The 24,346-nt window shown below is 65.3% G+C and carries 21 protein-coding genes; 15 read left to right on the plus strand and 6 right to left on the minus strand.

Translation table 11 applies throughout. The annotated features are described in order from the left end of the window. Positions 1–16 precede the first annotated feature (16 nt). The 5 genes from phnC (at position 17) to DT069_RS20915 (ending at position 4,788) form a co-directional block, all read left to right on the plus strand. Entirely contained in the window at positions 17–814 is a 798-nt protein-coding gene (gene phnC, locus DT069_RS20895) for a phosphonate ABC transporter ATP-binding protein (protein WP_119462282.1), read from the plus strand. Continuing rightward, positions 811–1,620, plus strand: coding sequence for a phosphonate ABC transporter, permease protein PhnE (gene phnE, locus DT069_RS20900; protein WP_119462283.1), 810 nt, complete (start codon positions 811–813; stop codon positions 1,618–1,620). Before phnC ends, phnE (DT069_RS20900) begins: the two co-directional genes overlap by 4 nt. 26 nt (positions 1,621–1,646) lie before the next feature. Beyond that, a complete protein-coding gene (phnE, locus tag DT069_RS20905) occupies positions 1,647–2,447 on the plus strand; it encodes a phosphonate ABC transporter, permease protein PhnE (protein ID WP_119462284.1) in 801 nt (266 codons plus the stop codon). A gap of 170 nt (positions 2,448–2,617) precedes the next feature. After that, positions 2,618–3,766 (plus strand): acyltransferase family protein, encoded by a 1,149-nt coding sequence (locus tag DT069_RS20910; protein WP_119462285.1) that lies wholly within the window; start codon positions 2,618–2,620, stop codon positions 3,764–3,766. Positions 3,767–3,807: 41 nt separating this feature from the next. Next, complete coding sequence (locus DT069_RS20915) at positions 3,808–4,788, plus strand: MBL fold metallo-hydrolase (RefSeq protein ID WP_425450439.1); 981 nt, start codon at positions 3,808–3,810, stop codon at positions 4,786–4,788. 24 nt (positions 4,789–4,812) lie between these two features. Here the strand turns inward: DT069_RS20915 and DT069_RS20920 are convergent, their stop codons facing one another. Continuing rightward, a complete protein-coding gene (locus DT069_RS20920) occupies positions 4,813–5,988 on the minus strand; it encodes an iron-containing alcohol dehydrogenase (RefSeq protein ID WP_119462286.1) in 1,176 nt (391 codons plus the stop codon). A 95-nt stretch (positions 5,989–6,083) separates the two neighbouring features. Then, the gene (locus DT069_RS20925) at positions 6,084–7,475 is read right to left on the minus strand and encodes an aldehyde dehydrogenase family protein (protein WP_119462287.1); all 1,392 of its coding nucleotides are present in this window, start codon (positions 7,473–7,475) and stop codon (positions 6,084–6,086) included. Positions 7,476–7,608: 133 nt separating this feature from the next. Here DT069_RS20925 and DT069_RS20930 point away from each other — a divergent pair, with 133 nt between their 5' ends. After that, complete coding sequence (locus DT069_RS20930; protein ID WP_162913335.1) at positions 7,609–8,325, plus strand: YoaK family protein; 717 nt, start codon at positions 7,609–7,611, stop codon at positions 8,323–8,325. A 93-nt stretch (positions 8,326–8,418) separates the two neighbouring features. On the opposite strand, the gene DT069_RS20935 is transcribed toward DT069_RS20930, so the two are convergent. Further along, on the minus strand, positions 8,419–9,963 hold the full coding sequence (locus DT069_RS20935; protein ID WP_119462288.1) for an amino acid permease: 1,545 nt from the start codon (positions 9,961–9,963) through the stop codon (positions 8,419–8,421). 399 nt (positions 9,964–10,362) lie between these two features. On the opposite strand from DT069_RS20935, the gene DT069_RS20940 reads away from it, so the two are divergent. Both DT069_RS20940 and DT069_RS20945 read left to right on the plus strand, forming a co-directional pair. After that, positions 10,363–12,261, plus strand: coding sequence for a potassium/proton antiporter (locus DT069_RS20940; protein ID WP_119462289.1), 1,899 nt, complete (start codon positions 10,363–10,365; stop codon positions 12,259–12,261). Positions 12,262–12,423: 162 nt separating this feature from the next. Next, positions 12,424–12,804, plus strand: a complete 381-nt coding sequence (locus DT069_RS20945) for a PRC-barrel domain-containing protein (RefSeq protein WP_162913336.1) — start codon at positions 12,424–12,426, stop codon at positions 12,802–12,804. Positions 12,805–12,835: 31 nt separating this feature from the next. Here the strand turns inward: DT069_RS20945 and DT069_RS20950 are convergent, their stop codons facing one another. From DT069_RS20950 to DT069_RS20960, 3 genes are all read right to left on the minus strand, one after another. Beyond that, positions 12,836–13,939: an NAD(P)/FAD-dependent oxidoreductase gene (locus DT069_RS20950; RefSeq protein ID WP_119462291.1), complete on the minus strand. Its 1,104-nt coding sequence runs from the start codon at positions 13,937–13,939 to the stop codon at positions 12,836–12,838. Beyond that, the gene (locus tag DT069_RS20955) at positions 13,936–14,853 is read right to left on the minus strand and encodes a DMT family transporter (protein ID WP_119462292.1); all 918 of its coding nucleotides are present in this window, start codon (positions 14,851–14,853) and stop codon (positions 13,936–13,938) included. The genes DT069_RS20950 and DT069_RS20955 overlap by 4 nt, the downstream gene beginning before the upstream one ends. A gap of 86 nt (positions 14,854–14,939) precedes the next feature. Beyond that, positions 14,940–15,929 carry an aldo/keto reductase gene (locus DT069_RS20960; protein ID WP_119462293.1) on the minus strand — a complete coding sequence of 330 codons (990 nt, stop codon included), beginning with the start codon at positions 15,927–15,929 and terminating at the stop codon, positions 14,940–14,942. 138 nt (positions 15,930–16,067) lie between these two features. On the opposite strand from DT069_RS20960, the gene DT069_RS20965 reads away from it, so the two are divergent. From DT069_RS20965 to pgmG, 7 genes are all read left to right on the plus strand, one after another. Next, positions 16,068–18,128 carry a molybdopterin oxidoreductase family protein gene (locus DT069_RS20965; RefSeq protein WP_119462294.1) on the plus strand — a complete coding sequence of 687 codons (2,061 nt, stop codon included), beginning with the start codon at positions 16,068–16,070 and terminating at the stop codon, positions 18,126–18,128. After that, positions 18,125–19,033 carry a division plane positioning ATPase MipZ gene (locus DT069_RS20970; RefSeq protein WP_425450440.1) on the plus strand — a complete coding sequence of 303 codons (909 nt, stop codon included), beginning with the start codon at positions 18,125–18,127 and terminating at the stop codon, positions 19,031–19,033. The genes DT069_RS20965 and DT069_RS20970 overlap by 4 nt, the downstream gene beginning before the upstream one ends. A 42-nt stretch (positions 19,034–19,075) precedes the next feature. Further along, entirely contained in the window at positions 19,076–19,789 is a 714-nt protein-coding gene (locus tag DT069_RS20975) for a vWA domain-containing protein (RefSeq protein WP_119462296.1), read from the plus strand. Between the two features lie 9 nt (positions 19,790–19,798). Further along, positions 19,799–20,572, plus strand: a complete 774-nt coding sequence (locus DT069_RS20980) for a DnaJ domain-containing protein (RefSeq protein ID WP_119462297.1) — start codon at positions 19,799–19,801, stop codon at positions 20,570–20,572. A gap of 102 nt (positions 20,573–20,674) precedes the next feature. Then, the gene (galU, locus tag DT069_RS20985; protein ID WP_119462298.1) at positions 20,675–21,574 is read left to right on the plus strand and encodes a UTP--glucose-1-phosphate uridylyltransferase GalU; all 900 of its coding nucleotides are present in this window, start codon (positions 20,675–20,677) and stop codon (positions 21,572–21,574) included. 39 nt (positions 21,575–21,613) lie between these two features. After that, entirely contained in the window at positions 21,614–22,948 is a 1,335-nt protein-coding gene (locus DT069_RS20990; RefSeq protein ID WP_119462299.1) for a UDP-glucose dehydrogenase family protein, read from the plus strand. Further along, a complete protein-coding gene (gene pgmG / locus DT069_RS20995; protein ID WP_119462300.1) occupies positions 22,945–24,345 on the plus strand; it encodes a phosphoglucomutase/phosphomannomutase PgmG in 1,401 nt (466 codons plus the stop codon). The genes DT069_RS20990 and pgmG overlap by 4 nt, the downstream gene beginning before the upstream one ends. The last annotated feature ends 1 nt before the right edge of the window (position 24,346 follow it).

The raw sequence follows: 24,346 nt of genomic DNA on the forward strand, positions 1-24,346 counted from the left end.
CACCCGCAATATCCAAATGCTGCAAATTACAAATCTCGTGAAGCGTTACGGCTCCGACGAGCCGGTCCTGAAGAATCTGAGCCTGACCGTTCCCGAGCGAAACGTCGTGTCGGTGATCGGCGCCTCCGGCGCCGGCAAGAGCACGCTGCTGCGCTGCATCAACCGGCTGGTGGAGCCGACCTCCGGCGATATCGAGCTGAACGGAGTCAACCTGACCAAGCTCCGCGGCGGCCAGCTCCGACATGCGCGCCAGCGCATCGGGATGATCTTCCAGGGGTTCAACCTGGTCGAGCGCCTGACGGTCATGGAGAATGTACTGTCCGGGCGGCTGGGCTATGTCTCGTTCCTGCGCGCGGCGTTCCGCCGGTTTCCGCAGGCGGACATCGACCGCGCCTTCCATTTCATGGAGCGCGTTGGCATCGCCCACTATGCCAACAAGCGCGCCGACGAGCTCTCCGGCGGCGAGCGGCAGCGGGTCGGCGTCGTCCGGGCGCTGATGCAGGAGCCGGAAATCCTGCTCGCGGACGAGCCGACGGCGTCGCTCGACCCGAAGACCTCCGAGCAGATCATGGCGCTGCTGCGCTCGCTGTCCGAGGAGCTGTCGCTGCCGGTGCTGATCAACATCCACAACGTCACCGAAGCCAAGGCCTATACCGATCGGATCGTCGGCATGCGCTATGGCCGGATCATCTTCGATGGAGCGCCGACCTCGCTCGATGAGGCGGCGATGGACGAGATCTACGCCGGAACGCCCGTCGACGATCGCGCCGCCGATCAAGCAGCGGGCCGGCCGCTGGAGACCGTCCCGTCATGAGTGCGGAGGTGGTTGCCGGCGCCGGGCGCAAATGGCGCAAGCCGCCCTTCATCCGCAATCCAGTGCTGCGATACGGGCTGCTGCTTGCCGCGGCGGTCTACATTTATTGGGTGATGACCACCCTGCCGTTCGACTGGGAGCGCATCCAGGAGGGCCTACCGCGGGCGGCGCGAATCTTCAACGGCGCCTTTCCGCCGAGCTTCGAACGCTCGGGCCTGCTGATCGAAGGCTTCGTGGAAAGCCTCCAGATCGCGATCCTCGCCACCATCTTCGGTCTCCTGCTCAGCATCCCGCTCGCCATCATGGCGGCCCGCAATCTGGCGCCGAAACCAATCTATCTGCTCGGCCGCGCCATCATCATCGTGGCCCGCAGCTTCCATCCCGTGATCGTCGCGATCCTATTCGTCAAGGCCGTGGGGTTCGGGCCGCTTGCCGGCATCCTGACCCTGATCGTCTATTCGATCGGCTTCGTGGCCAAGCTCCTCGCCGAGCGGCTCGAGGAGATCGATTGGGGCCAAGTCGAGGCGGTGCGGGCCACCGGCGCGGGCTATTTCAAGACGCTGCTCTACGCCGTCTTTCCGCAGGTCATGCCCCGCCAGATCGGGCTCAGCATTTATCAGCTCGACAGCAATCTCCGGGCCTCGGCCGTCGTCGGCATCGTGGGTGCGGGCGGAATCGGGTCGACGCTGATGAACGCGTTCGGGCGCTATGATTATGACTTCGCGCTGGCGATCACGATGGTGATCATCGCGGTGATTCTCGTGAGCGAGGCCATCAGCGGCCGGATCCGGAAGAGGATATGGTAACCCAATCCCCAATGGAACGTGCCCCCATGGCACGCGGCGGCGAGTCGCGCCAGTGGCACCGCTACACGCCGCGTCAGCGGCTGGTCCGTTTCATCTCCTATCTGCTGTTCGTCGCAGTCACCGTCTGGGCGCTTCGCTCGGTCGACATCTTCTGGCCGTGGCTCTTCGATGCACCCAACGCAATGGGCGATCTGTTCGGCCGCATGGTGCCGCCGGATTTCTCGCGCTGGAGCGATATCGTCCGGGCCCTGCTCGAGACGCTGAACATCGCCACCATCGCGACATTCTTCGCAATCCTGATGGCACTGCCGGTCGCCTATATCGCGGCCCAGAACACGACACCGAACAAGGCGTTCCTCTGGCTCGGGCGCTTCATCCTGGTTTCGAGCCGGTCGGTGAACACGCTGATCTGGGCACTACTGTTCGTGGCGATCTTCGGTCCCGGCGTGCTGGCCGGCATTCTCGCCATCACCTTCCGGTCTGTCGGCTTCCTGGGCAAGCTGCTCGGCGAGGCGATCGAGGAGATCGACCGTAATCCCGTCGAGGCGATCGAGGCGACCGGTGCCTCGCGCGGCAAGGTCATCCTCTATGCCATCGTGCCACAGGTCGTGCCGACCTTCTTCGCCGTCAGCATCCTGCGCTGGGACATCAACCTCCGGGAATCGACGGTGCTCGGCCTCGTCGGCGCCGGTGGTATCGGCCTGCTCCTGCAGGGTGCGATCGACACCTTCCAGTGGCAGGTAGTCGCGGCCATCCTGCTGGCTATCATCGTTCTGGTACTGCTCGGCGAGGCGATCTCCGGCTGGCTGCGCAGCAAGGTGATCTGACCTCTGCAATGCGGTTGGGACCGGCCGTGCGACCTGCCGCGAAAGGCATAAGCCCAAAGGTCGCGATGCCGAGCCTCGACAGCGTGATATCGTAGGGCAAGAGTTTCGGTCCTGTGCGGGCCTGCGGCCGGATCGGCCGGGGCCCGCGTCACCGAGCGCGGTTGTGACCCATGACGCGCGATATCCACGCCCTCACATCGCTGCGCGGCGTTGCGGCGCTGTCTGTCGCCACCCTCCATGTGCACCGGGATTTCGGCTATAGCTGGAACTTCGCCGGCCATACGCTTTACATCGAAATGGCCTATCTCTGGGTGGACTTCTTCTTCATTTTGTCGGGCTTCGTGATGAGCCACGTCTATGCAGGCGATTTCACCCATGGCGTCACGGCGAAAACGGCCCGGCGGTTCCTGGCGAAGCGGTTCGCCCGAATCTATCCCCTTCACCTTCTGACCCTATGCTTCTTCTGGGCGTGGGCGATCACGAAGCTGATGGCCGATGTGCGAACGTCCGGTCATGTCGACCCGGCCGTGATTCCAATTCATTTGTTCATGATGCAAGGGTGGGGGTGGCTTCAGGATCTGTATTGGAACTATCCCGCATGGTCCGTCAGCGCAGAGGTCGCCGCCTATCTGCTGTTTCCATGGCTGTGCCTGTTCGTCGGCTGGGGACCTCGATCGAGGTCGATTGCGACGGCGTTCGGATGTGTCGTGGGGCTGGCGCTGTTGCAGGCCCTGGAATCGAAGCACTCCCTGAAGCACGCAACCTATGACACCGGGGTCATACGTTGCCTGTTCGAGTTCGTGCTCGGCATGCTGCTCTACCGAGCCTATGGCTTTCTGTCCGCGTCCCGGCGGATGAGTTGGATCGGCGGAGATGCCATCGCGTTCGGAGGCTTCGGGGCCCTCGTTATGGCGATGCATTTCGGGGCGCCGGAACTAGCGATCATCGGCGCCTGTGCACTGGTCATTCTCAGCGGCTCGCTGAACCAGGGCGGGTTCTCCCGCTTCTTCGCACTCCCGCCGCTGCTGTGGCTCGGCTCTGCATCTTATGCGATCTATATGCTGCATGCGCCTCTTCTCGCCGCCTGGGGGCCGATCAGCACACGCCTGCCGCAAGAATGGATCGGAAGCCCATTGCTGGCGGCCACTTACCTTGCCGTCTTCATGATGGTATTGCTTAGTGTCGCCGGTTTGACGCATCGCTTCTTCGAGGTGCCGGCCCGGACCCATATCTACCGATTCACGTCGGCGCGGTTCGGCGGCAGGGCTTCGCCGCGTCTCGTCGGCCCGGCGGTCGGGGGGAGCCTGCGAGACTCTTAGAACAATCGGCACGATAAGGCAGGCGACGAGGGAGGGTCACCATGATGGGAAGGACTTTTGCCGTCTTCGTGGCGGCGCTGACCGTTTGGTTTGCGGTTCCGGCCGTTTCGATCGGTTGGGCGCAGACCGTGAAGATCACGCCGCTGGGCAGCCATGACGGCGAGTTCTGCCGCAGCGATCGCGCATTCCTGCTGGAGGACTCCGACGGAACCACGCTGCTCTTCGACGTCGGACGGACCGTCGCCGGACCGGAGGATCCGCGCCTCGGAGAAGTCGATGTCGTGCTACTGAGCGGCGTGCATGGCGACCATATCGGTGACCAGAGGATTGCGGAGGTCAATGCCGGAAGCTGCGCCGAGCCGGCGACGACGGTCGCGACGACGCCAGCTTCCAACACCGCCCTGATCTCCGCGGGAAAGGGGGCCACGATCATCGTCGGCGGCCATATGCACGAGTTCCTGGCTGCCAAGCTGGAGCAAGCCGGCGGGTCCGCGGATCAGGTCCAAATCCTGCGCTTCGGCGGCAAGCGGACGGTGAACGGTGTTCAGATCGCGATCATTCCGGTGGTGCATGCGAACGGCGTATCACCGGACTTCCTCAATACGGAGATAACCGCAGCACTCGAGCCCGACGGGCTGACCGCCTATGTCGGCCCGGATAATGGCTATGTCGTCTCCTTCAGCAACGGGCTCGTGGTCTATCTCTCCGGCGACACGGGGCATACCTCGGACATGGAGACGATCGTACAGCGCTATTACCAGGCCGAGCTCGCGATCATGAATATGGGCGACATCTACACCATGGGGCCCGAAGAGGCAGCTTGGGCGGTCGAGGAACTGATCAAGCCCAAGGCGGTGATTCCGTCGCACGCCAATGAGGCGGCGACCGAGGGCGGCGCGGTGGTTCCGGGAACCCGGACGCAGAGATTCGTCGAGCTCGTCGAAAACATTCCCGTCCATCTGCCACTGAGCGGCCGGACGATGGAGTTCGACGGCGACGGCAGCTGCGTCAAAGGCTGCTGAAGGTCCCCCGCGCTCCGCCCTCAGCTATAGCCGCCCCTCGAGGCTGGCCACGAACATCTGCTTGAGCTCGGGCGCGCCGATCGGGACCGGGTTACCGCCGGCGCTCGGGTCGTCGGCCGCCATCGCCGACAGCTCGTCGAGCCGGTCATTGCCGACGCCGAGATCCTTCAGCGTATGCGGGATGCCAAGGTCTTTGCGCAGGGCCAGCACCCAATCCATCACCGACTGGTAGGAGGGGTCGGGCAGACCGAGCCAGGCGGCGAGCCGCGTCATCTTCGGCTCGATCGCCTTGCGGTTGAACGCCAGCACATAGGGCATGAAGACTGCGTTGGTCAGGCCATGATGGGTGTCGTAGACGGCGCCCACCGGGTGGCTCAGCGCATGGATCGCGCCGAGGCCCTTCTGGAAGGCGGTGGCGCCCATGCTGGCCGCCGCCATCATATGGGCGCGGGCGGCGACGTTCTTGCCGTCCTTCACCGCGACCGGCAGCCACTCCTTGACCAGCCGCATGCCCTCGACGGCGATGCCGTCCGCCATCGGGTGATAGCCGGGGGCGCAGTAGGCCTCGAGGCAATGGGCGAGTGCATCCATCCCCGTGGCCGCCGTCACATGCGGCGGCAGGCCGACGGTCAGCTCCGGGTCCGAGATCACGATCACCGGCAGCATCTTCGGGTGGAAGATGATCTTCTTGACGTGTGTCGCCTCGTTGGTGATGACCGAGGCGCGGCCGACCTCCGATCCGGTGCCGGCGGTCGTGGGAACCGCGATCACCGGCGCGACCCCGTCGGGATCGACGCGCATCCAGTTGTCGCCGACATCCTCGAAGTCCCAGATCGGCCGGGTCTGCCCGGCCATCAGCGCCACCGCCTTGGCCGCGTCGAGCGCGCTGCCGCCGCCGAAGGCGATCACGCCGTCATGGCCGCCGGCGCGATAGACCTCGAGCCCGTCCTCGACATTCTTGCCGATCGGGTTCCCCTTCACCTCCGCGAAGAGGCCGGTGGGAATCCCCGCCGCCTCGTTGCGCGCGATCGCGTCCTTCACCATCTGCAGATTGGCGAGGCCGGGATCCGTGACCAGCAACGGCCGGCCCATGCCGGCGGCCTTGCAGGCGTCCGGCAGCTCGGCGATCCGGCCGGGGCCGAAGCGCATCGCGGTGGGGTAGTTCCAGTTGCCGCGGAGCGCGGCGGCATTATCGGTCATGGGGATGATCCTTCGCGACTGCACCGTTGTCGAAACGAGGCGGTATCGTAGCGCCTTACCGGCTCCGTTCGCCTCTGAATTCTATTGCTGCGCCTTCAAATGGCCGTCCGCAGATGGAAGGACTTCGGCCGGGTTAAATGCTCGTAGCCGACCTTGCTCAGCGTACAGCCGCGGCCCGAATCCTTGACGCCGGTCCAGGCCAGAGCCGGGTCGAGATAGTCGCAGCGGTTCATGAACCAGGTGCCGGTCGCGATGCGGTCGCCAATGCGGATCGCGGCGTCTTCGTCCGCAGTCCAGATCGCGGCGGTCAGGCCATAGGCGTTGTCGTTCATCAGCCGGATCGCCTGGTCGTCGTTGCGCACCTTCATGATGGCGGCGACCGGGCCGAAGCATTCGTCCTGCATGATCGGATTGCCGTTACTGGTCACCGTCAGGACCTGTGGCGCGAGATAGGCGGTGCCCTTCTTCGCCGCCTTGAACGGCTTCGCGTCGATTAGCGCCTTGGCGCCGTTACGCACGGCCTTGGCAACCTGCTTGCGGATCTGGTCGGCCGCGCTCGCCCGCACGACGGGCCCGAGATTGGTGTCGGCGTCGAGCGGGTTGCCCAGGCGATAGTTCCGCGTCAGGTCGACGAAACCCTCGAGGAACGGCTTGTAGACGTCGGCATGGACGTAGATCCGCTGAATGCCGCAGCAGGACTGACCGGAATTGAAGAAGGCGCCGTCGACCAGGTTCTCAATGGCGTGCGGCAGCTTGGCGTCGGGCCGGACATAGGCCGGGTCGCAGCCGCCGAGCTCGAGGCCGATGCCGATGAAGCGCTCGGCCGCCGCCTGCTGCACGGCGCGGCCGCCGGCGACCGAACCGGTGAAGGCGACGAAGTCGACGCCGTCGCTGCCGATCAGCTTCGCGGTGTCGGCGTGGCTCAGATGCAGGAACTGGAACAGACCCTTCGGCAGGCCGGCCGCCTTGAAGGCCTGAGCGAAGCGCTCGGCGCAGAGCGGCGTCTGCGCCGAATGCTTCAGGATCACGGCATTGCCGGCCATCAGCGCGGGGATGACGGCGTTGACCGCGGTCAGATAGGGGAAGTTCCAGGGCGCGACCACGAAGGCGACGCCGAGCGGCTCGCGGCGGATGAAGCGAGTGAAGCCCGGCTTGTCGCCGACCGCGACATCAGCCAGCGCCTCGGGTGCGATCGCGATCATATGCCGCGCCCGCTCCTCGAAGCCGCGCACCTCGCCCGGCGCCTGGGAGAGGGGGCGACCGATCTGCCGGGTGATCTCCTCGGCGATCTCGTCCCTGCGAGCGACGAAGGCGTCGACCGCGCGGGAAAGGATCTTGCCGCGTTCTTCGACCGGCAGGTCCTTCCACTTCTGGGCGGCTTTTCGCGCCGCCGTCAGCGCCTTGTCGATTTCCGCGCCACTTGCCAGCGTCCGCTCCACATAGATGCTGCCGTCGATCGGCGTGATCGTCTGCTGGCTCCCGGCCATGATTCCTCTTCCCTTTTGTCGAAAGCAGAACTCAAGCCACAGAGACACGGAGAGTGGAGAAAAGTCAAATAGGGCGCCCTCAGGTTTCTTTCTGTTAAGTATTCTTCAGCCTACCAGCCAGTGGAATAGAAAGATGAAGACGGTGACCGGACCAGGAGTCGTTTTTCGGAGCGAAGCGCCGCGCCTCCTGCTCGCCGTCACGCTCGCGGCCATCGCCGGCTGGGTGGATGCGGTCGGCTATCTGCATTTCGCGCATCTGTTCGTGTCATTCATGAGTGGCAACAGCACGATCTTCGGCGTCGAAGTCGGAGGCGGCAACTGGACCGCCGCGATCACGCCGGTCCTGGCCATCGCAGCCTTCGTGTTCGGCTCGTTCCTGGGCACGCTCACCGCCGCCGTGACCGGGCGCTGGCGGATGCCGGCCATCCTCGCGCTCGAGGCGGTCCTTCTTGCCCTTGCGCTTGCGCTGCCGCGATCTAGCGGCGTGCTCGCTCCGCCGCTTGTCCCGATTGCCGTCGCTATGGGCGCGCAGAACGCAGCGCTGCAGCATGTCGGGCGGATCAGCGTCAGCCTGACCTACGTCACCGGCGCGCTGGTGAAGCTCGGCCAGAGCCTCGCCGAGGCCATTCTCGGTCGCTCCGGGCGCTGGACATGGAGCCTCTATGCGGTCATGTGGCTGGGGCTCACGCTCGGCGCCATCGGCGGGGCGGTCGCCTATAAGCGCATTGATTATGACGGAGCGCTGATGGCGCCTGCGATAGTCCTTGCAAGCCTTAGCCTCTCCGCGACCCTATGGATCCTGGTGGCAGGGCGGTCTCGCAACCAAGCGGCAAAACGGACTTTTCGTTGATTGTAGAGGCGCGATATCGCAAGGGATACCCCCACCTCGACCCTCCCCCGCGAGGTGGGGGAGGGCCGGGGTCCAGGCGACGAACAGTTTCTTCTAGATGTGGCCGAGCGCCTTCTGGCGCTCGCGGACGGCGAAATCCTCCTCGGGGGAATAGACCAGCTTATGCCGCCCGATCAGGGCGAAATAGAGGATGCCGACGGCGTACCAGATTGCCGCGCCGTACACGCCGTCCCGGTAGACTGGGTCCTGGAGCTGCATGATCAGCGTGACGATCGCGATCACCAGCGTGATCACCGCACCGGGAACGCCGACCGGACTGCGGTAGGGCCGCTCGATATGCGGCAGGTTCTTCCGCAGCAGGATGAACGAGATCGCCTGGAAGCCGTAGGAGATCACCGCGCCGAAGACGGCCATGTTCAGAAGTGTCCCGCCGATCACCGCGCCTGCATCCTCGCCCTTCCACCACAACACCAGCAGCATGACGAGGAAGCCGACGGTGCAGCCGGTGAGCAGCGCCAGATGGGGCACCTTGTGCTTGCCGTGCGTCACCGAGAGCACGCGCGGGAAATAGCCGGCGCGCGACAGCGAATAGATCTGCCGCCCCTGCGCATAGATGATGGTGTGTAGGCTGGCGATGAGGCCGATCACCGCAAGCAGCGCCAGAATGTTGGCGATGCCCGGCATGGTTATCCGGAAGCCATCGAGTATCGGCTCGCCGGACTGGCCGAGATAGAACGCGCCGGAGGCAGTACCGTTGGTGACCGGAATACTCGAATTGAGGAACGTCACCAGCATCGCCGAGATGCAGAGGGTCAGGATCCCCAGCATCAGGCCGCGCGGCATGTCGCGTTTCGGATTGTGGCTCTCCTCGGCTGCCAGCGGCAACTGCTCGATGGCGAGGAAAAGCCAGACCGCGAAGGGCAGGGCCGCGAGGATGCCGCTGATGCCGAGCGGCAGGAACGGTCCGCCGCCCTCGGGCAGTTCGATCAGATTGCCCTCGGGGCCGACACCGATGTTCAAGGCCCAGCGGCTGAAATCGACATGCGGGATTGCGCTGATCCAGAACACGATCAGCACGAGGAGCGCAAGCAGCGTCACCGTGACCGACACCTTGAACGAGAGTTCGACCCCCAGGAGATTGAGAGTGAGGAACACGGCATAGGCAAAGATCCACCAGACCGGTTGGAACGCTGGCCCGGTCCCGAAAATGCCGCTGAGATAGGCGCCGATGAAGAAGGTGATGACCGCTGGAGTGATGACATATTCGATGTTTTCGGCCAGTCCTGTGACGAAGCCGCCCCACGGTCCCATGGCGCTGCGTGCGAAGGAATAAGCGGCGCCGGTATGCGGTAGTGCCGGCGACATCTCGGCCAGCGAGTAGCACAGGCAAACATACATGGTGCCGATGAGGATGGCGGCGATCAGGAGGCCGCCGAAACCGCCGACGCCGATGCCGAGGTTCCAGCCGGAGAAATGGCCGGAGATGACGGCACCGACGCCAAGTGCCCAGAGCGAGCCGACGCCCGCATAGCGCCTGAGTCCGCGCTTCTCGAAATATTCCTGGCCGACGGTTTCGTAGTGAACGCCTTCGTAGGACACGCGGGAACTGGGCGTGCCTGCATCTTCTTGTCTTGCCATAAGCCCCCTCCGTTGATTCGTTAAAGAAAGGCCTTCTGCCCTCTCATCCGATCGGTCGTGGGCGAGTACAGTGGGGCACTCCCTCCAGAACAAGATTTGAAACGATGACGTGAAGCGAGCGAGCCCCGCTTTCCGATCGAGCCGGAGTTCCGACTCCGGCAGCAAGCCGCCCCCTCTGCGGCTCGGCAGAAATATTGCCGCTCAAAAAAAAACTTTGTAAAGGCTCGTCGCGCATGCCGAGCTTCAGTCGTCCTTCAATGTCGGTGCCCGAAAGGCCCTGAACAGGTGCTGAAGGCTTGGTGGCGCTATGTTTTCTCTATATCTTATGGAAAGAAGCGCCGCTGCGAGGGGTGGCTCCACCCTTGGGCGACGTCAATCCAGCCATCGGTTCCAGAGAGAATGGCAAGCATCAGCTTCGTCAATACACTGCTGTTGCTCGGCGCGATGCTGGTGCTCGCAGGCATCTTCTCGAGCCTGATCGCCTCCCGATTCGGCGCACCCTTGCTGCTGGTCTTCCTGATCATCGGCATGCTCGCGGGAGAAGACGGGCCGGGCGGGCTCCTCTTCAACGATTATCAGCTCGCCTATCTGGTCGGCTCGCTGTCGCTGGCCGTCATCCTCTTCGATGGCGGCCTGCGCACGAAGCTGTCGAGCTTCCGCGGAGTGCTCGTGCCCTCGATGCTTCTGGCCACGGTCGGCGTCGTCGTCACGGCCACGCTCACCGGCATCGCCGCACTCTATCTTCTCGACCTGTCACTCATCGAGGGCCTGCTGGTCGGCTCCATCGTGGCGTCGACCGATGCTGCGGCGGTGTTCTTTCTGCTGCGCGCCGGCGGCTTGCAGCTCAGGCGACGGGTCGGCTCGACCCTGGAGATCGAATCGGCGACCAACGACCCGGCCGCGGTACTCATGACGGTCGTCCTAGTCGAGCTCCTGCTCGCGGGCGAAGGCGGGCCAACCTGGGACGTCGTTGGCATGCTCGGCCGACAGGCGTTGATCGGGACTACGGTCGGCGTTGCCGGTGGCCTTGCCGCGTCCTGGCTGCTCAATAAGGTCGAACTGCCGGCGGGCCTGCACCCCCTGTTCGTGGTCGCGAGCGCTGTGCTGATCTTCGCCTTGACCGCGGTCGGCGGCGGCAGCGGCTTTCTCGCCGTCTACCTTGCCGGCCTCGTGCTCGGGAACCGCCCAATCCGCGCGTTCGCCAGCATCACAAGCTTCCATGATGCCGCCACCTGGCTCTGCCAGATCGCCATGTTCATCGTGCTGGGCCTGCTCGTCACGCCGTCCCGGCTTCTCGAATACGCCATCCCGGCGCTGCTTATCGCCGCGTGGCTTATCATCTTCGCACGGCCGTTGGCGGTCTGGCTCTGCGTCCTGCCGTTCAAGTACTCCCGTGCCGAGACGGTCTTCGTTTCCTGGGTGGGACTGCGCGGCGCGGTCAGCATCTTTCTGGCGGCGATCCCGATGCTGACGGGTCTTCCTCACGCCGAAGTCTATTTCAACGTGGCGTTCTTCGTCGTTCTCGTTTCGCTGGTGGTTCAGGGCTGGACCATCAACGCCGCCGCCAAGCGGCTCGGTCTGGCATTGCCGCGCAAGGGCGCCGAGGTGCGACGCGTCGAGCTCGACCTGCCGGGCCAGCTCGACTATGAAATGGTCGGCTATCCGATCTCGGCGGACAGCGCCGTCCTCGAGCATGTCGCGGTGCCCGGCTGGGCGCGGCTCGTGCTGGTGATCCGCGAGAACCGGGTCCTGAATCCCACCGAGGCCGGGCCTCTTCGGGTCGGCGATTACGCCTATTTTCTGGCGCCGCCCTGGCAGGTTTACCGACTCGATCGGCTGTTCGCGACGTCGGCCGAAGCCAGAGAGGCGGACGGAGAGCTGTTCGGCGAGTTTGCGATCAACGGGAACGTCGCTCTCGGCGTGCTGACGGACATCTATGGCCTGACGATTCCGCCGGAGATACGCGGCACCACCATCGCGGACCTGTTCGATGAGCGTTTCGAGGAGGAGCCGCAGACCGGCGACCGCCTGCCGCTCGGCGAGGCGACATTGGTGGTGCGCGAGGTCGATGGGGACAGGGTCGTCCGGGCCGGGTTGCAGCTCCCCGAAGCCGCGGGGGCGGTGGGTTCACCGCTCCTGCGGAAGGGAGTCCGGCGCTTCCTGACACCGGCGGTTGCTTGGGCGCGGCGCGTCCAGATGGCTTTGTCGCAGCTCTCGAAGCGGGCATGGTTCGGTCTGTCGCGGAGCAGAGAAACCAGTCAGGGCCCCCTCTCTGGCGACCAACAAGAGAATCGATAATCGCATCGAATTCCTGCGCGCCGAACGGCTCATCCTCGGGATCGGCGGGCAGGCGGCTCGGAACCGACAGGACGGCTTCGCGTTACAGGAGAGGGTGTCGGAGACGATGTTCCGGCAACCAAGTCCACATTGAAGAACGAGGTTATGATGTCGAATCGAGGAATGCTTTCGCGATTCGCGGTGGTGCTTGCGTTCGCCTTGCCGGGGACGGCCTTGGCTCAGGATCTGAATCCGCAGAGCCTTCGTGAGGTCGACGACGACCAGACGGAGATCACGTATGAGGGCCGGTCCGTCGACGAGCTCGAGGATACGCATGTCGTCGCCGGCACCGGCCAGAAGATCGGCGAGATCGAGGAGGTTCTGGCGAACGCCGAGGACGAGATCGTCGCGGTCGTCGTCGAGTATGACGATGGATTCCTCGATCTGGGCGAGCGCGAGGTGGTGATGCCAGTCGATCAACTGCAGTTCGGTCAGGAAGGCCGGGAGGTGACGACGGCGCTGACCGACACGGAGCTGAAGTCGCTCCAGGTTTGGGACGACTGAGGTCAAACGTCCTGGGGCGGTCCCTTCCTGCTCAGCCGAGGCGTGACGCGACGAGATCGCCGATCGCCAGTGCCGATGTCAGCCCGGGCGATTCGATTCCGTAGAGATTGACGAGTCCGGCGATGCCGTGGCGGTCCGCGCCCTGGATGACGAAGTCCGCGGCCGGATCGCCCAGCCCCTGCAGCTTCGGCCGGACGCCGGCATAGCCCGGTAGCAGCACGTCGTCTGCGAGGTCGGGATAATAGCGCCGGATGGCTGCATAGAATTGGGTCGCGCGACTCGGGTCTACGCCATAGTCGATCCGGTCGACCCATTCCACGTCCGGCCCGAATCGGGCTTGACCCGCGAGGTCGAGCCCAAGATGGATGCCGAGTCCCGCCGCCTCGGGCATGGGATAGATCAGCCGTCGGAACGGCGAGCGCCCGGCCAGGGTGAAGTAGTTTCCCTTAGCGAGGAACAGCGGCGGGACCGTGTCCGGCGGCAGGCCGTCGAGACGGCGGGCGAGATCCTGGGCATGGAGGCCGGCCGCGTTCACGAGCCGTCGGCAGGAAAGCCGCATCGGTTCCGTGCCGCCGACATCCAGCGTGAACCCATGCTTGGCCACTCCGCCGCCGAGGACGGGGCTGTTGAGGGCGAGCATCGCGCCGGCCGCTTCCGCCTCGCCGAGCAGGCTCAGCATCAGCCCATGGCTGTCGATGATGCCGGTCGATGGAGAGCGGAGCGCGGCCACGCAGCGCAGCGCCGGCTCCAGGCCTCGCGCCGCGGGGCCGTCGAGTGGTTCGAGATCGTCGGCGCCGTTGGCCCGGGCCGTCTGCTGCAGCCGCTTCAAGCTGGGAAGCTGATCTTCCATGGTCGCGACGACCAGTTTCTCGACTCTGCGATGGGCGATGCCGCGGGAGGCGCAATAGTCGTAGAGCCGTCGTCGGCCGGCGAGACAGAGGCGCGCCTTCAGGCTGCCGGGCGGGTAGTAGAGGCCGGCATGGATCACCTCGCTGTTGCGCGAACTTGTCTCGCTGCCGATCGTCGTTGTCGCTTCGAGGATCACGACCTCGCGGCCGGCGAGGGCCAGCGCCCGGGCGATCGCAAGGCCGACGACGCCGGCGCCGACCACCACGCAGTCGACGTCCGCCGTCATCCGGCACTTCCGGGGTTCGGCAACTGGCGGCGCGCCGTGACGGCCTCGCGATGCACGATATAGAGGCTGCTGGCGATCACCAGGGCGGCGCCGCCGAGGACCGTCCAGCTCGGCACCTCGCCCCACAGGACGAAGCCGAAGAGGATCGCCCAGAGCAGCGCGCTATACTCGATCGGCGCTAGCAGCGAAACCTCGCCATAGCGGAAGGCCTGGGCCAGGAAGAATTGCCCGAAGCTGCCGGCCACGCCGGCCAGCAGGAAGATCCAGACATCGGCCAGGCTCGGCGTCGTCCATTGCCAGGGCAGTACCGCTCCGGTCGCGAGCAGCACCGAGACCGAGTAATAGAACAGGATCGTATGGCTGGGCTCGGTGGTGCTGAGCTGGCGCGACGAGATCAAGGTGAGCGCATAGAGCAGGGCGGAGGTGAGGGCCAGCAGTGCCGCGAGATCGAGCCCGGCGCCCGACGGGCGGAGAATGATCAGGACGCCGGCGAAGCCGATGACGACCGCGGTCCACCGTCGCGGCCCGACGCGCTCGCGCAGCATCGGTACCGAAAGCGCGGTCATGAACAGGGGCGCCGCGAAGGCGATGGCGACCGCGTCGGCGAGCGGCATCAGCGCCAGCGCGTAATAGAAGGTCAGCATCGTCGCGATGTTGAAAACGGACCGCAGGGCATGGCCCGGCAGCCGCCGGGTCCGCAGCGTACGGACCCCGCCCAGGCGTAGCGCAAGCGCGATTGCGAGGCCCAATCCGACAATGTAGCGCAGAAACGCGATCTGCGGCACCGAGTAGCCGGTCGTCAGCCATTTCACGGCAGCATCCAGCACGGCCAGCGCCGACACGGCAGCGAACATATAGAGCACCGCCCTCACGGGCAGGTTGCGCGGCGTCGCTCCGACCTGTGCTTCGGCCATGGGGTTACTCGCGATTGTCGATCGCTTCTTCCCTACCGGTTAATTCGGCCGACCGCCAGCGGGATTCCTGCAGAGCTGCTCCGCGGTCAGACGTTGACGCCCTTCATGCCTTCCTCGGTATAGCGGGCGCCGGCGGCGCTGCCGACCGGTGCCGCCGCGGCGATGCGGGACAGGTCGTCTTGCGTGAGCTCGACCTCCGCGGCGGCGGCGTTCTCGTCGAGATATTTGCGCCGTTTCGTGCCGGGAATCGGAACGATGTCGTCACCTTGCGCCAGCAGCCAAGCGAGCGCCAACTGCGCCGGCGTGCAGCCCTTCTCGGCGGCAACCTGCTTGACCGCGTCGACCAGGGTCAGGTTGTGCTGCAGGTTTCCGTCCTGGAACCGCGGCGCCATGCGGCGGAAGTCGTCCTCCGGCAGGTCGGCCGTCGCGGTAATGGCGCCGGTGAGAAAGCCGCGGCCCAGCGGGGAATAGGGCACGAAGCCGATGCCGAGTTCCCGGCACGCAGGAAGAATTTCCTGCTCCGGATCGCGACTCCACAAGGAATATTCGCTCTGCACGGCGGCCACGGGATGTTCGGCATGGGCGCGGCGCAGCGTCGCGGCGGAAACCTCGCAGAGGCCGATCGCCCGAATCTTGCCCTCGCGCACGAGTTCGGCCAGGGCGCCCATCGTGTCGGCGATAGGGTGCGACGGATTCACGCGATGCACGTAATAGAGGTCGATGACATCGGTGCCGAGGCGTCGCAGCGACGCCTCGCAGGCCTGCCGGATGTAGTCGGGCCGGTTGTCTATCGAACGGCCGTACCCGCTGTCCGGGCTGCGGACGATGCCGAACTTGGTGGCAAGCACGACACGATCCCTGTGTCCGCGGAGAAAACGGCCGACGAGTTCCTCATTGTGGCCGAGGCCATAGGTGTCCGCCGTGTCGAACAGCGTGATGCCGAGCTCGATCGCACGCTGCAGAGTGGCGAGCGACTCCTCGTCATTCCTCGATCCGTAGAACTCCGACATGCCCATGCAGCCGAGGCCGATCGCGGAAACGATAGGGCCGCTTGTGCCCAAAGTACGAGTTTTCATCGGGTGATCCTTTTCTGAACACGATAGATTGGAACGATCTCCGCCGTCTTCCAGTTCACTTGCGGCCGATGATTGCCTGCCGGTAACGATCGGCATAATCTGCGGTCGTCCGCCCGGATGCTGTGGTAAGGTTGCTCCATGCCGCTCGACATCGTGCCGTCCGTTTGTCCGCATGACTGTCCCAGCACCTGCGCGCTGGAGGTCGAGCGGCTCGATTCCTCGCGCATCGGCAAGGTCCGCGGGGCGGCCGGCAATAGCTATACTGCGGGCGTGATCTGCGCCAAGGTCTCGCGCTATGCCGAGCGGCAGCATCATCCGGCGCGACTCGGGCAACCGCTGCGCCGGGTGGGGGCGAAAGGGCAGGGGATCGACGCCTTCGAGCCGATCTCCTGGGACGACGCGCTCGACAGCGTCGCCGAGGCGCTGATTCGCCAGACCCAGCGCTATGGTTCGGAAACCGTGTGGCCGCATTTCTATGCCGGCACCATGGGGCTGGTGCAGCGCGATGGGATCGAGCGGCTGCGCCATGTTATGCGCTATTCCCGCCAGCACTCGACGATCTGCGTCGCGCTCGCCGACGCTGGGTGGCTCGCCGGCGCCGGCGTGCGGCGCGGCCTCGATTCGCGCGAGATGGCCGAATCTGACCTGATCGTGGTCTGGGGCGGCAACCCGGTCTCGACCCAGGTCAACGCCATGACCCACATCAGCCGCGCCCGCAAGGATCGCGGTGCCAAGCTGGTGGTGGTCGACCCTTACCGGACCGGCACGGCGGCGGTTGCCGATACGCATCTGGCGCTTCGTCCGGGCACCGACGGCGCGCTCGTCTGCGGCATGATGCATGTGCTGTTCAAGGAGGGGCTGGTCGACCGCGCCTATATGGCGCGCTACACGGATGCGCCGGAGGAGCTGGCGGCCCATGTGGCGACGCGGACGCCGGAATGGGCGGCGGCGATCACTGGGCTCGATCCGCAGGTGATCATCGATTTCGCCCGGCTTTATGGCGAGACCAAGCGCAGCTTCATCCGGATCGGCTACGGCTTCTCCCGCTCGCGCAACGGCGCCGCCAATCTTCATGCGGTGAGCTGCCTGCCGGCGGTGACCGGCGCCTGGCAGTATCGCGGCGGCGGCGCGCTCTACAGCAATGGCGGGCTTTACGGTCTCGACAAGACGTTGATCGAGGGGCTCGACGTCAAGGACCGCTCGGTGCGGATCCTCGACCAGTGCCGCATTGGCCCGATCCTCCTGGGCGATCGCCGCGATCTGGGCGACGGGCCGCCAATCACGGCGCTCTTCATCCAGAACACGAATCCGATGGTCGTCTGCCCGGACACGACGAAGGTGCGCGCCGGCTTCGCCCGCGACGACCTGTTCGTCTGCGTGCATGAGCAGTTCATGACCGAGACGGCGGCGATGGCCGACATCGTGCTGCCGGCGACCACGTTCCTCGAGCATGACGACCTCTATGTCGCCAGCGGACACACGCATATCCAGATTGCCCGCAAGGTGGTCGAGCCCTTCGCCGAGGCCCGCTCCAATCACGCGGTTCTCTGCGCGCTGGCGGAACGGCTCGGCGCCGACCATCCCGGTTTTCGGATGAGTGAGTGGGAGCTCATCGAGGACATGCTCGCGACGTCCGGAAAACCGAGCGCGACGGAGATCCATGCGGCGCGCTGGCTCGATTGCGCGCTCGATTTCGAAACGGCGCATTTCCTCGACGGCTTCGGCCATCCCGACGGCCGGTTCCGGTTCAAGCCCGACTGGGCGGCCGTCGGCCCCGATCATAAGTCGATGCCGGCTCTCCCCGATTTCGCGCCGATCATCGACGCGGCGGACGCGGAGCATCCGTTCCGCCTCGTCGCTGCACCGGCGCGGCAGTTCCTCAACACCAGCTTCACCGAGACGCCGTCCTCGCAAGCCCGCGAGAAGCGGCCCACGGTCCTCGTCCATCCCGCCGATTGCGACCGGCTCGGCATCGCCGAAGGGGCGCGGGTGCGCCTCGGCAACCGGCTCGCCTCGGTCGTGCTGCATGCCCGCGTTTTCGATGGGTTGCAGCCGGGGGTTCTCGTGGTCGAAAGCATTTGGCCGAACAACGCCTTCGAGGAGGGCCTGGGCATCAACGCGCTGGTCAGCGCCGATGCCGGACCGCCGCGCGGCGGCGGGGTGTTCCACGACACCGCGGTTTGGATGCGCCCGGCGTGAACGTTCAATCTCCCGCCGCCGTCGTGCCGCACCCTTCACGGCGTCCGCACGTCATCGTTCTCGGCAACGAAAAGGGCGGGTCCGGGAAATCGACCACTGCGATGCATCTGATCGTCGCCCTGCTGCGTCAGGGTTATCGCGTCGGCAGTATCGACCTCGACGCGCGCCAGGGCACGCTGTCGCGCTATATCGAGAACCGGCAGAGGTGCAGCGCCGAGGACGGCTTGGCGCTTCCGGTTCCAACCCACCACCGGGTGCCGCGCAGCACGCTCGATTCGGCGAGCGCCGCGCGCGACGACGAGACCGAGCGGCTCGCCGCGGCGATGGCTTCGCTGAGCGCGTACGATTTCATCGTGATCGATACGCCGGGCAGCGACAACAGCCTGTCGCGACTGGGCCATGCCCGCGCGGACACGCTGATCACGCCGCTGAACGACAGCTTCCTCGATCTCGATCTGCTGGCGCGGCTGGACGGGCCGGGGCGGCGCATCCTCGGCCCCAGCCTCTACAGCGAGATGGCCTGGGAGCAGAAGAAGCAGCGCGCGCTGGCCGATGGCGGATCGATCGACTGGATCGTGATGCGCAACCGGTTGAGCAGTCTCGACGCCCGCAACAAGCGTAATATCGGCCGCCTGCTCGAGCAATTGTCGCACCGTATCGGCTTTCGCCTGGCGCCCGGATTCAGCGAGCGGGTCATTTTCCGCGAACTCTTCCCGCGCGGTCTGACCCTGCTCGATATCCGCGAGAGCAAGGCCGGCATGCCGCTCAGCATGTCGCATGTCGCGGCCCGGCAGGAGGTTCGCGCCCTGCTGAACGCGATCGGCCTTACCGGGTCTTTCGATACGGGTGCTTCGGAGGTACGTGAAAGCCTCCCTTTAACACAGGTTCAGACTGGAAGCCCCTGATCGGTCACACTACCTCAAAACGAGGGACAGGTAGGTTCGACCATGGCCGATGATCGCGACAAACTCCCGAGCACCGCTTCCAGCAACGAGATCGATCAGTTTCTGCGCAAATTGGCGGCGACGCCCGCCGCACCGCGCAGGGCCGACCGGCGCGGCCGGCTGATATTCGCGATGGATGCGACGGCCAGCCGTGAGCCGACCTGGGACCGCGCCTGTCATATCCAGGGGCAGATGTTCAAGGAGACGGCGGCCCTTGGCGGCCTCGACATCCAGCTTGCCTATTACCGCGGCTTCGGCGAGTTCAAGGCGGAGCCCTGGCTCAACAACGCGGCCGATCTCTTGAAGCGCATGACCGGGGTATTCTGCCTCGGCGGCCAGACGCAGATCGCCAAGGTTCTCCGTCACACCGTGGCGGAGACCAAAAAGCAGAAGGTCAACGCCCTCGTCTTCGTCGGTGACTGCATGGAGGAGGATGTCGACAAGCTCTGCCACTTTGCGGGCGAGCTCGGCGTCCTGGGCGTCCCAGTCTTTCTCTTCCACGAGGGGGGCGAACCGGTCGCCGCTCGGGCGTTCAAGCAGATCGCACGTCTCACCAACGGCGCCTACTGCTCCTTCGATTCGCGGAGTGCCAAGCAGCTTCGCGATCTTCTCAATGCCGTCGCCATCTTCGCCGCCGGCGGGCGGAACGCTCTCGAGGATTTCAGCCGTCGGACCGGCGGCGCTGCGCTCCAGATCACGCATCAATTGAACAAGTAGGGCCGGGCGGTGCTCGCCTATCTGTTCCTCGGTCTGCTCGTCCTGGTCGGTGTGGTTTCCCTCCTTTACATGTATGTCGGCGCGAACCCGGCGACGCTTGCTCGCGTGCTGAAGTGGGCGGCGATCTTCCTCGGCGGCTTTGCGGTCGTTCTGCTGATTCTGGGCGGGCGGCTCGGCCTGGTGCTGATGCTGATCGCCGGACTCATGCCGATGTTCATGCGCTGGCGCGCCGTGCGCGACCGGATGCGGGCGGCATCCGGCCCTGCCGGCGGCCGGGCGTCCCATGTCGATACGAGCTATCTCAGCATGACGCTGGACCATGACACGGGCGAACTCGACGGCACCGTCGTCGCGGGTCGCTATAAGGGGCGGCAGCTGGGCGACCTGCCGCTCAACGCCCTGTTCGACCTGCTGGCCGAGTGCCGGGTCGCGGATCCGCAATCGGCGGCCGTGCTGGAAGCCTATCTCGATCGCACCCATGGCGCGGAGTGGCGCGCCCAGGCGGAAGCTGGGGACGCGGATGCCAGTGGGGCCGGTGGGGCGGGGGCCGGGTCTGCCGGCGGATCGGCGGGCGGACGCTCCGAAGGGAAAAGGAATACGCCGAAAGGCGGAATGACGCGCGAGGAGGCCTATGAGATCCTCGGGCTTCGCCCTGGCGCCAGCCCCGACGAGGTCAAGGAGGCGCATCGCCGCTTGATGCTGAAGAATCACCCGGATCACGGCGGCTCGACCTATCTTGCGGCCAAGATCAACATGGCGAAGGATCTTCTTCTAGGGAACTGAATCGGCCGGATTTGCCTTCTTCAAGTACCCTATGGCAAAAAGACGGCCATCTTGGGACGACCATCCTGGCGTTAGCCATCCCATCCGTTAGAGAAAGTTAATATGCAGCAACGCGTTCGTAAGGCGATCTTTCCGGTCGGCGGTCTCGGCGTCCGCTTTCTCCCCGCGACGAAGGCGATGCCGAAGGAAATGCTGCCCGTCGTGGACAAGCCCCTGATCCAATATGTGGTCGAGGAGGCGAGGGCGGCCGGCATCGAGCAGTTCATCTTCGTCAGCAGCCACGGCAAATCGGTTCTCGAGGATCATTTCGACTTCTCCCCCGAGTTGCACGAAACCCTTGTCCGGCGCGGCAAGACGCGCGAGCTCGAGCTGCTCGACGAGCTGTATCTCGAAGCCGGCCAGATCGCCGCGGTACGCCAGCCGGAGCCTCTCGGGCTCGGCCATGCGGTCTGGTGCGCACGCCATCTGGTGGGGGACGAGCCGGTGGCGGTGCTGCTGCCCGACGATCTGGTCCGGGCACGGACCCCTTGCCTCAAGCAGATGGTCGAGGTCTATAACGAGGTCGGCGGGAATATCGTCGCGGTCATGGACGTGCCGCGGGAACATACCGACCGCTATGGCGTTCTCAAATGCGGCCGGGAAAAGGATCGTCTGGTCGAGGTGCAGGCGCTGGTGGAAAAACCGAAGCCGGCGGCGGCGCCTTCGACCCTCTCCATCATCGGCCGCTATATTCTGCAGCCGCAGGTGTTCGAACTTCTGGAGAATCAGGAACCCGGTGCCGGCAATGAGGTGCAATTGACGGACGCGTTGGCCGGGATGATCGGACACGGGCCGTTTCATGGCTACCGCTTCGAGGGAACGCGGTATGATTGCGGGGACAAGGCGGGCTTCGTCGCGGCGACGATCGCCTTCGGGCTGGATCATGAGAAGATCGGAACCGCGGTCCGGCAGATCCTTCTTGACCAGGTCCAGCAACTCGAGTCCGGCGACCCGGCACGCTGAGGCGGCGTGTCAAGACAAGCGCTATAGGGGAAAAAGAAGATGCGGATTGCGGTTATCGGGACCGGGTATGTCGGGCTGGTATCGGGCGCCTGCTTTTCCGAGTTCGGCGTCAACGTCGTTTGCGTCGACAAGGATGGCGGCAAGATCGAGGATCTGTGCGCCGGGAAAATACCGATCTACGAGCCGGGGCTGGACACGATGGTCGAGACCAACTGCCGGGCCGGCCGCCTGTCCTTCACCACGGACCTGAAGGCCGCCGTGGATGGGGCCGATGCCGTGTTCATCGCGGTCGGGACGCCGAGTCGCCGCGGCGACGGTCATGCCGACCTGTCCTATGTGTTTTCCGCCGCCGAGGAGATTGCCGCCTCGCTTACCGGCTATGCTGTCATCGTCACGAAATCCACGGTGCCGGTCGGCACCGGCCGCGAGGTCGCCCGTATCATTCGAGAGGCACGCCCGGACGCGGATTTCGATGTCGCGTCCAACCCGGAATTCCTGCGTGAGGGCTCGGCGCTCAACGACTTCATGCGGCCTGATCGGGTGGTGATCGGCACCGACAGCGACCGCGCCCGCCAGGTTATGCGGGCGCTCTACCGGCCGCTCTATCTGATCGAGACGCCGATCATCTTCACCAACCTGGAAACGTCGGAGATGATCAAGTACGCGGCGAACACGTTTCTCGCCACCAAGATCACTTTCATCAACGAGATCGCCGACCTGTGCGAGCGGGTCGGCGCCGACGTGCATGACGTTGCCCGGGGAATCGGGCTCGACGGCCGTATCGGGCGGAAATTCCTCCATCCCGGCCCGGGCTATGGCGGCTCCTGTTTCCCGAAGGACACCTTGGCGCTGGTGCGCACCGCGCAGCAGGTCGATTCGCCGCTTCGGATCATCGAGACGGTGGTCGCCGTCAATGATGCGCGCAAGGCCCGGATGGCCGATCGAATCATCTCGGTCTGCGGAGACTCGGTCGCGGGCAAGACAATCGCGATCCTCGGCCTGACCTTCAAGCCGAACACCGACGATATGCGGGACAGCCCCAGCCTGACGATCATCCCGGCGCTCCAGCGGGCGGGTGCCACGATTCGCGCCTTCGACCCCGAGGGCATGCGGGAAGCGCGGGCCCTGCTACAGGACATCGCCTTCTGCGGCGACGCCTATGAGACGATGGCCGACGCCGACGCGCTGGTGATCCTCACCGAGTGGAACGAGTTCCGCGCCCTCGATCTCGACCGGGTGAAGAAACTCCTCCGACGCCCGCTCATTCTCGACCTCAGAAACATCTATAATCCAGCCGAAATGGCGGCGGCAGGCTTCGAGTACGACTGCATCGGCCGGCGCTTCAACGGAGCAGGGAGCCCGCAGCAGGTATGAGCAACACCCATCGATTCGAACCGACCGTTCTTCGGGAATACGATATCCGTGGCATCGTCGGAGACACTCTGTCGGCCGAGGACGCCCGGGCCGTCGGCCGCAGCTTCGGCACGCTCGTCCGCGAGGCCGGTGGGCAGGCGGTCTGCGTCGGCTATGACGGCCGCCTCAGCTCGTCGGAGATGGAAGCGGCGCTGATCGATGGCCTGAGTTCCTGCGGGCTTGAGGTCTGGCGTGTCGGCCTCGGGCCGACGCCGATGCTATACTATGCGACGCTAACGCTCGGCGCGGGCGGCGGCGTCATGGTGACCGGCTCGCACAACCCGCCGGACTATAACGGCTTCAAGATGATGCTGGGCAAGAAGGCGTTCTATGGCGCCGCCATCCAGCGCATGGGCGAGATCGCCGAAGCCGGGGCTTACGCCGAAGGGTCGCGTGGGGCGGTCAGCGACCGGCCGGTGCTCGACGCCTATGTCGACCGGCTGGTCCAGGACTATCGCAGCGCCGAGGGTCGGGAGGGTCGCCCCCTGACCGTTGCCTGGGATGCTGGGAACGGTGCGGCCGGTCAGGCGATGCAGCAACTGACCGCGCGCCTGCCCGGTCGGCATATCATCCTGAACGAGGTCATCGACGGGACCTTTCCCGCGCACCATCCGGACCCGACCGTGCCGGAGAACCTGATGCAGCTTCAACAGGCGGTTGCCGATCATCGCTGCGATCTCGGTGTCGCCTTCGATGGCGATGGCGATCGCATCGGCGTGGTCGACGGCCGCGGCCGGATTCTGTGGGGCGACCAGCTGATGGTCGTACTGGCCCGCGAGATCCTGGCCGAGAAGCCCGGCGCCACGGTCATCGCCGACGTCAAGGCAAGCCAAGTGCTGTTCGACGAGATCGCGCGCGCCGGCGGCGAGCCGCTGATGTACCGCACCGGTCATTCGCTGATCAAGTCGAAGATGGCGGAAACCGGCGCACCGCTCGCCGGTGAGATGAGCGGGCATATCTTTTTCGCCGACCGCTATTACGGGTTCGACGACGCGCTCTATGCGGCCGTCCGGCTGCTCGGCATCCTCAGCCGATCGGAGCAGAGCCTGGCCGAGATACGGGACGGCCTGCCGGATGTCGTCAACACGCCGGAACTGCGCTTCCCCTGCGAGGAGGCGCGCAAGTTCGCCGTCGTCAAGGAGGTCAAGCAACGCCTCCAGGCCCAGGACGCCGATCTTTCCGATATCGACGGCGTGCGGGTTCGGACGGCGGACGGCTGGTGGCTGCTGCGCGCCTCCAACACGCAGAACGTTTTGGTCGCCCGCTGCGAGGCCCGCGACCAGGCCGGCCTGGAGCGTTTGAAGCAGGCGGTGGTGGCGCAGCTTCGCGAAAGCGGAATCGTCCCGCCGCAGTTCTGAG

The organism is Virgifigura deserti, from assembly GCA_003576685.1.
Lineage (GTDB): Bacteria > Pseudomonadota > Alphaproteobacteria > Dongiales > Dongiaceae > Virgifigura > Virgifigura deserti.